Source organism: Acidisphaera sp. L21 (assembly GCF_009765685.1).
Classification (GTDB): domain Bacteria; phylum Pseudomonadota; class Alphaproteobacteria; order Acetobacterales; family Acetobacteraceae; genus LMUY01.
On record NZ_LMUY01000026.1, the window covers coordinates 33,704 to 41,805 of the forward strand.

Genomic DNA, 8,102 nt, shown 5'->3' on the forward strand with positions numbered 1-8,102 from the left:
CTTGGATACTCGAACGGCATGTCGCTCCCCGTGTTGCTGGACGACGCTAACCTGAATTGGGCACTAGGGGCTGCCCAGGATGCCGCATATTACGCCTATGACATTGGAAGGGCCGCCTCCTCGACGCAGCGCCGCAGCAAGGTTTCTTTGCGGAAGCGGACGTCATGGGTGATTTCCTCGCCGATCCATTCCGGAAACTCAACGCATTGTCTCGGGTCGGCCAATTCGACTTCGGCAAACTCGATCCCAGCCAACACGCCATGATGGATGTCGACCGACCAAGCCAAATCGGCGTATATCACAGTGTGCCGGGTTTTCTGGATCGCCGGCCCGCACAAGGTCTCAATCATCTCCACGGCATCGCTTATGGGAATTTCGTACTCGAATTCCGGCCGCCGAATACCGTGCCGCGCCCCTTTGACGGTAATCCACGCCTTCTGCAGACGTTGGCGCACGCGGACCTTGCCAGACCTGGATCGCAGCAGCAGGCCGTCGCGGAAAGTATCGACGGCTATCACAGCGGGCCGCCAGCCTTCATTCAGGAGGAGAAACTTCCTCTCGATCTCATAGCCCATCGGGTTTCACCAGAGGTCGCCTGACCCCGCGTTATCTGCCAGATCCCGACATTTGTATATAGCGGCCAACTTGGCAGGTGCCCGCCTCCATTTGCGGCGGGGCATAGCGCCGCCGGCAATTACTTTGAACCCGACGCAGCCCTACTGCGTGTTGCCGTAATGCCTCGAGTGATAAGAATTTCCATCTTCCCTCGGACTTTTTGCCCGGCCGCTTGTCTTTCCAGGGGCTCTACGGGTGGCGTAGAGCCGAGGCCGTCCTCGGCCGGATGCGGGGCAGATCGGCGAAAGCAGTGGGGCCTTAACAGCGCGTGTAAATCGTAGCCTGGAACAGAGTAGTAGTGGGTCATACCGTCACTCGTTGGAGACGGCGGCGTTCTACTCGGCTTCCGAGACTAACGGTGTAAAGCTCTCGTGACCCTTGGATGACCAAAGCGGCAGATAAAGTCCCACGCTATACATTAACTTTCGGCGATGTTGGAGAGCAGGCCTTGACCCAACATTCGATTGCCCGACGAGCGATCTGCTCTCCTCAAGCGAACCAAGCCTGCTGAAAGGCTAACCTAACGTGTCCAGGTTCACTCCTGTCGTCTCGATCCGGCAAAGCCATGTGACAATGGCACCTAGGAGTGAGGTCGCAATCAGGCTGTACAGCAGCCAGCGCGTGCCGATCGCCACCAGCAGGACCGGGAATAGGAACGCTGTCGCCACCGCGCCAATTTTTGCGAACGCCGCCGCGAACCCGGCACCGCTTCCCCGGATGGCGGTCGGAAACACCTCCCCAGCCAGCAGGTAAGTTTGCGCATTCGGGCCTATGTTTGTCATGAAATTGAACAGCATGAAGCCAGCGAAGATCAGGAAGATCTTGAGGTCGGGGAAATCTGTCGACAGCGAAGCAAGTAGCAGCCCAACAGCGCATCCCAGAAAACCACCAATCTGCAGACGGATCCTTCCTAGGCGATCAGCGAGAACGACAGCAAAGGCAATGCCGACAATGAGCAGCACAGTGACCAGCGCTGCCCCTTTCGTCGCCAAGATATCGTTGGCGATGAGATCGCTGACGCTGCGCACGTGGTCGGCAGTACTGCCCAAGGCCGAGGCCAGAATCGTCGGTGTGAAGATGCCTATTCCATACGTGCTCAAGTCTTGCAGGAACCAAGGCACTGATGCGAGGATCGTGGCGCGAATATAGCGCGGTCGGAACAGTGCGATGAATGAGCCGCCACCATGACCTTGCGCTGCGGCGAGCACATCCTGTTCCGAGAAGGTCACCACCCCTGGATAGCTCGGCGTCCGCACCAGCAGCCGGCCAGCAGCGACCTCGGCCTCTTTCAGACGCCCGCGCGCATACAGCCAATTGGCACTTTCCGTGATGAAGAACCGATAGACTGTCACGACGAGCGCAGGCAGCAGCGCTGTCGCAAACATCCACCTCCATGCGGTCAGGTCTGGTACAAGCACCAAGACTGCGTAGCCGACAAGCGTCCCCACCAAGGCGCCGCACGCCTGTAGTGCGAAGGCGCCCAAAACGAGCTTGCCGCGGCTGAGGCTGGGAATGCTCTCCGAGATTATCATGTGAGCCGTTGGATAATCGCAGCCGAGCGCCATCCCAAGGCCGAACAGGCAGATCACCAGCGAGGTGACGTTCTGGCAGACCACCAACAGGGCGAGAAATGCGCAGAAGATGATCATCTCGGCGATGAACATCGATTTACGCCCAAACCGGTCGGATAATCCACCGAGCGCCACCGCGCCGACGAGGATGCCAAAAAGCGTCGCCGAACTGACAAAGCCACCTTCGCCCGGTGTGATCTGGAAATCACGCGAAATCAGCGGTAGTGCCACGCCAGTCATGAACACCACGAAGCCTTCGAAGAACTTTCCCGCGGCCGCCAGTGTCCAGATGCGCCACTGCATTGACGTCATCGGAGTCGATGGCAGCGGCGTTCCATCCGGCCAGATTGGCCGTTCGTCGATGTAATCTTGCGGTGTGCGACCGCGCGTCAACGCTTGAACGGCTTCGTCAGACATATCCTACTCCTATGACTTCGGCGTTGTTCCCGTTGCCGCTGCTAATGGATGGCGGCGATCTGCGACTCGCTCAGCGCGCGGATGCTTGTCGGCAAGCTGATGAAATGCAGTGGCGCTAGGAAGCTGGCGGTGCTGCCGCCGGCTGTGTTGACACACCAAAGCAGCAGATCGCGTAGCGCCGCCGCCGTTTCCGCATTTGGTTGTTTGGCAGAGACGACCGCGTATTCGTAGTTGATCAGCGGGTAGGATCGGGCGCCCTGCGCGAATACCAGGGTTAGACGCTCATCCGGAGGTGTTCGCGGGGTCAGCAGGGCAGCGGCGTTCGTGACGCTTTCGTCCGTTGGCAGCACGAACTGGCCATCTGCGTTCTGCAGCGGCGCGATCTGTAGCCCGGCCTTGGCTGCGTCGGCCTGGAAGCTCCCGCCAAGATAGCCAACCGAATAAGGGGTAGCCGCTAGCAGCTTGACCATACCGTCATTGCCAGTCGCTGTTTTCATCTCCGGAACGGAGGGCCAGTCGACAGCAGTGCCATAATTGATGCCGTCTTCCCAAGACGGCGTCGAGAAAGACAGGAATTGCGTGAAGACGAACGTGTCGCCGGAGGCGTCCTGACGACGAATAGGCACGATGGATTTGTGGGGGAGGGACACGCCGGGATTCAGCGCAGCAATCGTAGGATCGTCCCAATCATGAATATGACCGGAATAGATACCTGCAAGGACTGGCCCGCTCAGCCTCACAGCCTTCTCGTGCAGGTCCGGCAAATTCATGTCGATGGTCTGCGCCGAGATGACAAGGGGAATATTGAGAATGAAGGGGTGATCGTGCTTCTGCTGGTCACTCATATACGCGTCTGATGTGCCCAGATTGATCTTGTTCCCAATCGCATCATCAATGCCTTCGCCCGATCCAGTGGATCCAAGGGTCAAATGCAAGTCGGGTGCAACATTCGTGTAGCTGCTCGCCCAAGCCTGGAACAGCGGATATATCAGCGTGGATCCTGTCTCGGTCAACGTAAGGGATGCTGATCGGGCCGGAAGGGCTACAACTAGAGGCACTGCCGAGATGGCAGCTAGCACCGCAACGTGCTTGCCCCTCAGAGCCCATCTCTGTCTACGCTGCACCATCTGGAGGCTCCCTCATGACCATCGCAGGCTAGCAGCACCCAATATCAACAAGTGGCCGACGCGATGTATCTTTCGTGACATTTCCCTTCACGTCAGTTGCGACACACATCATTGCTCCGATCGCGGAGATCTGCATTTAAGGGCCGTGGTTTCGGCGTTCAGCCCCAAGGGGCCTGCGGCAATTGGACATGATCACCATGGCTCGTTTGTAACGTCGCTGCTAAGGCCGAGGTAAATGTTAAGCCAGTTTCGCCAGTCACGATTTCGGAGATCCAGAGCTGTCATCGCTCGTCGGTGGGTCGATATGCGCGGGCTTGGCCAATCGCCCTTGTCGTAGTCCCGGCAGTATGCTGGCAAGAAGCGCGGCAATCTGCGGCGTTCAATGCGATGCAGAGACCCTGGGTCGTGTTGGTAACGACGCGACATCGGCTGAACTCGCCCCACTCACCGCGGATCGGCTGCCGACGCTACACGTGCCGGCGGACGCCGGCTAACGATGACCAGCCGTGTGCAATTACCTGGCAAAGTGGCAGACGGGGTGGCTGCACCTTTGCAGCCAAGTGTCACCCCGCCGTCCGCCATCCTAACCAGATGTAGGCCTCGTGCTTCTCGAATTACCTCGGCCCATCGGACCGCTGGCCTGATAGTCGGCATCAAAGGGTTCCGCATCCACGATTGGCGGCACCATTGGGCCATGCGGTTATTGAAGTGGGCTGTAATCGTAAGGTGCGGCAGTGCGTGTCATCATGGCGTCGAGGTCGGATTGCTTGGACACCGCGTAGCACTCGACCATCAGCGACGCCGACGGCATCCGAATGACGGGGCCAGGGCCAACTTCAAGCCATGGAAAATTTGCATAGCAGTCTGTCTTGCCCAGCCATCGGCGCAAACGACGACATGAAGACCTCGGCAATCTGGTGGCCAGCGCATGGCCGAGGTCCCGCCCCACGCGAGAAAAGGCAGCCTTGCGGCAGCCTTGCCATAACGCACTGGAATTACTGAGGTAAACTGGAGCGGGCGAAGGGATTCGAACCCTCGACCCCAACCTTGGCAAGGTTGTGCTCTACCCCTGAGCTACGCCCGCGCTCCGCGGCAGCGTCTAAGCGGGTTTGCAGGGGATTGCAAGCGTGCGAAATGAGGAACGGTCATGTTAGGGGCTAGCCAGAGTTCTTCGCGCAGCATGCAGGCGCCTGCTTGCGGCCGCTCTGGGCAACTACATTTAACACAGGCGCAGCGGGGCACGCGCGCAGAGGGGTAGTCAGACGATGGATACGATCATCGGGCAGCAGCCCGGCAAGGGTGGGGCGGCGGCCTATATCGTCGATGCCGATCAGACCAGCTTCGTCCGGGAAGTTATCGAAGCATCGCGCACCATACCTGTGCTGGTGGATTTCTGGGCCACCTGGTGCGGCCCGTGTAAGCAACTCACCCCGACGTTGGAGAAGGTCGTCACGGCGGCAGGTGGCCGGGTGAAGCTGGTGAAGGTCGATGTCGACAAGAGCCGGGCGCTCGTCGAACAGCTATCCCGCATGGGGCTGCCGATGCAGTCCATCCCAACCGTGGCGGCATTCTGGCAGGGGCAGATCGCGGACATCTTCCAGGGCGCCCAGCCGGAGAGCGAGGTCAAGCGCTTCGTCGAGCAGTTGCTGAAGCTGGCCGGCGGGGCCATGCCAGCGGCGGAGATGCTGGCCGAGGCGAAGACCGCCCTGGACGAGGACCGGCTGGAGGAGGCTGCGGAACTGTTCAGCGCCGTGCTGGCGGAGGAGCCTGAGAATCCGGAGGCGTGGGGCGGCCTAGTGCGCACTCTGCTGGCCCTGGGCCAGCCGGAGCAGGCAGCTGAGACGCTGGCCCAGGTGCCGGCGAAGATTGCCGAGCATGCTGCCGTCAGTGGCGCCCGCAGCGCCCTGGTGCTGGCGGAGGAGGGTGCCAATGCCGCTGGCGAACTGGCTACGCTCGAAAAACAGGTCGCCGCGGACCCAGCTAATCACGAGGCGCGCTACGAATTGGCGACGGCGCTGAACGCGGTCGGCAAGCGCGCCGAGGCGGCGGCCGCCCTGCTGGAGATCATTCGCCAGGACCGCACCTGGAACGAGAGTGCCGCCCGGTTGCAACTGCTGAAGTTTTTCGAGGCATGGGGCAACGCCGAACCGGCGACCGTCACGTCGCGGCGGAAACTCTCGGCATTGTTGTTTAGCTGACAATGGAGGGGGCGCAGCCAACGCTGTATGAGCTACCGACCGAGTTCCCGGTCTTCCCGCTCACCGGTGCGCTGTTGCTGCCCCATGGGAAGCTGCCGTTGAACATTTTTGAGCCGCGATACAAGGCGATGGTGGAAGATGCGCTGGCCGACCAGCGCGTGTTCGGGATGATCCAGGCAGACGAAGCCCAGCCCGGCGGCGAGTCGGGGCCCGGCCTATTCGGCGTCGGTTGCCTTGGCCGGCTCTCGTCGTTCAGCGAGACCGACGATGGCCGGTATCTGATCGCGCTCACTGGGATGATCCGGTTCGATGTTCGATCCGAACTGGTCGGGCGCCGAGGCTATCGCCGGGTATCGGCGGATTTCAGCCGGTTCGTGGTAGATTTGGATCCGCCAGGAGCAGGGTTGCCCCAGCGGGGGGTTCTGCTGGCGGCACTGCGGGGGTATTTCGCCAGCAACGGGTTCGATGCGAACTGGCAGGCGATCGAGGGCATGGACGATGACGATCTGGTCGTCACGCTGTGCATGGTCTGCCCGTTCGGCCCGATGGAGAAGCAGGCCTTGCTGGAGGCGGCAGACCCGGCGGCCCGGGCGGACACATTGGTCGCCCTATTGCAGATGGGCGCCCATGGCCGTGAGGGCGATGCCGGTGGCCGTAAGCTGAGTTGATCGTCCGGAGGACACGCCTTGTCTGATGCCGCGCCCACGACCACCGAAGTCGACCCGAAGCTGCTGGAGATCCTTGTCTGCCCGATCACGAAGGGGCCATTGATCTATGACCGCGCGGCGGGCGAGCTGATCAGCCGATCCGCTGGCGTGGCCTACCCGGTGCGCGATGGCATCCCGATTATGCTGCCCGACGAAGCGCGGCAGCTGGAATGACGGCGGCGCCCATCGAAATTCGTGTTCGTCGCGCATCGCGGCGGCTGGAGGTGGATTTCGAGGGCGGCGTGCAATTCAGCTACCCGGCGGAATACCTGCGGGTGGAAAGCCCGAGCGCGGAGGTCCAGGGCCATGCTCCGGCCGACCGGGTGACGGTGCCGGGCAAGCAGAATGTGGGCATCGCATCGTTGGACCCGATTGGCCACTACGCCATTCGCATCCATTTCGACGACGGGCACGACACCGGTATCTACACCTGGGAGTATTTGATGCAGCTCGGCCAGGAGCACGACACGCGCTGGGAGGCTTATCTGGCCGCGCTGGCAGTGAAGGGGCTCAGCCGCGAGCCCCAGCTTGGGAAGCCCCAGCTTGCACCGGGCCGATCTGGACGGCGCTAAGCCCGGCGGCTAGTACCTCGCGTAGGTCGCGAAGGGCAAGTGCGACGCAGCCCTCGGTCGGCGCGTAGTCTGGGCGGGCGATGTGCAGGAAGATGGCGGAGCCGTTGTTGCGCTGCACCGGGTCGTCGTTCCAGCCGAGTATGCCGACGATGTCGTACAGGCCGTCATCGCGCCACAACTCCTCGTACCGCGCCGAATGGGGCAGCCGAACGGGGCGGTTATAGGCGCGGTCGGTCGGGTCATCGCACCAGCCATCGTTGCGGCCGATCGGCTCGACGGGGGCAGCGGTTTCGGGCGCTGGGCCACGATCGGCCCGGTAGAGCACCCGTCGCAGCGGCAGCAGGCCGATCGGGCTGGCGCTATCGCCCTCCTGTTTGTGCAGGCGCATGCCCGCCGCACCCAGGCAGCAGCGCCATTGCTGCGGCCCGATGCGGAGGAACCCGTCGCCCAGCACCACGGCCTGCATCAGCCGTTGCCCATCATCGTGCCGGCATAGGCGTTCAACGCCATCTGAACGGGCCTCGCGGCAGCCTGCGCCGTATCATCTGGTGAGGACGGGCAATCCGCGCTCGCGAACTGCGTCGCACCGGCGGCACCGCCCAGGAAATCGGGGTTGACCGTGGCAAGCGTGGTGTAGGCCTTCGGGTCGGTGATGCTGCCGGGTGTCACAGATCGCATAGCGGCCTCGCTGCCGGTCACGTCCATTCCCTCCGGCACTGCGGCACGGGTGGTATCCGGCTTCAGCATCAGGACTTCCTGCAGGAAGCTCATGCCGATGGTGCCAACGACGCCGAGCGGGCCGCCGAAGGCTGCGCCGGTGATCATGGAGCCGAGAACCGATGCCGTCGTCGGGATCGTCTCGCCCGTGGCCTGGCGGTAAATCATGCCGACCACC

At 61.9% G+C, this 8,102-nt stretch carries 8 protein-coding genes, 1 tRNA gene and 1 pseudogene; 4 read left to right on the forward strand and 6 right to left on the reverse strand.

What is annotated here, in order from left to right:
- Nucleotides 1-95: 95 nt before the first annotated feature.
- The 4 genes from GSQ76_RS06755 to GSQ76_RS06770 all read right to left on the reverse strand — a co-directional run bounded on the left by GSQ76_RS06755 (nt 96) and on the right by GSQ76_RS06770 (nt 4,814).
- Nucleotides 96-575, reverse strand: coding sequence for a CYTH domain-containing protein (locus GSQ76_RS06755; RefSeq protein WP_158743152.1), 480 nt, complete (start codon nt 573-575; stop codon nt 96-98).
- Nucleotides 576-1,130: 555 nt separating this feature from the next.
- Complete coding sequence (locus GSQ76_RS06760; protein ID WP_174247298.1) at nt 1,131-2,603, reverse strand: MFS transporter; 1,473 nt, start codon at nt 2,601-2,603, stop codon at nt 1,131-1,133.
- A 41-nt stretch (nt 2,604-2,644) separates the two neighbouring features.
- Nucleotides 2,645-3,730, reverse strand: a complete 1,086-nt coding sequence (gene pstS, locus GSQ76_RS06765; RefSeq protein WP_158743153.1) for a phosphate ABC transporter substrate-binding protein PstS — start codon at nt 3,728-3,730, stop codon at nt 2,645-2,647.
- 1,009 nt (nt 3,731-4,739) lie between these two features.
- Nucleotides 4,740-4,814, reverse strand: a tRNA-Gly gene (locus GSQ76_RS06770).
- A gap of 181 nt (nt 4,815-4,995) precedes the next feature.
- Here GSQ76_RS06770 and GSQ76_RS06775 point away from each other — a divergent pair.
- Genes GSQ76_RS06775 through GSQ76_RS06790 form a run of 4 tightly spaced genes read left to right on the forward strand, consistent with a single transcriptional unit; the run spans nt 4,996 to nt 7,207 of the window.
- On the forward strand, nt 4,996-5,928 hold the full coding sequence (locus GSQ76_RS06775; protein ID WP_158743154.1) for a tetratricopeptide repeat protein: 933 nt from the start codon (nt 4,996-4,998) through the stop codon (nt 5,926-5,928).
- Between the two features lie 2 nt (nt 5,929-5,930).
- Nucleotides 5,931-6,596, forward strand: a complete 666-nt coding sequence (locus GSQ76_RS06780; RefSeq protein WP_158743155.1) for an LON peptidase substrate-binding domain-containing protein — start codon at nt 5,931-5,933, stop codon at nt 6,594-6,596.
- An 18-nt stretch (nt 6,597-6,614) separates the two neighbouring features.
- A complete protein-coding gene (locus GSQ76_RS06785) occupies nt 6,615-6,809 on the forward strand; it encodes a Trm112 family protein (protein ID WP_158743156.1) in 195 nt (64 codons plus the stop codon).
- Nucleotides 6,806-7,207 carry a gamma-butyrobetaine hydroxylase-like domain-containing protein gene (locus tag GSQ76_RS06790; protein ID WP_158743157.1) on the forward strand — a complete coding sequence of 134 codons (402 nt, stop codon included), beginning with the start codon at nt 6,806-6,808 and terminating at the stop codon, nt 7,205-7,207. The genes GSQ76_RS06785 and GSQ76_RS06790 overlap by 4 nt, the downstream gene beginning before the upstream one ends.
- Here GSQ76_RS06790 and GSQ76_RS06795 read toward each other — a convergent pair.
- Both GSQ76_RS06795 and GSQ76_RS06800 read right to left on the reverse strand, forming a co-directional pair.
- Nucleotides 7,146-7,673: a L,D-transpeptidase gene (locus GSQ76_RS06795; RefSeq protein ID WP_158743158.1), complete on the reverse strand. Its 528-nt coding sequence runs from the start codon at nt 7,671-7,673 to the stop codon at nt 7,146-7,148. The two genes, GSQ76_RS06790 and GSQ76_RS06795, sit on opposite strands and share 62 nt — an antisense overlap.
- Nucleotides 7,673-8,102, reverse strand: a pseudogene (locus tag GSQ76_RS06800) (hypothetical protein); the annotation flags it as partial. The gene GSQ76_RS06795 and the pseudogene GSQ76_RS06800, both read right to left, overlap by 1 nt.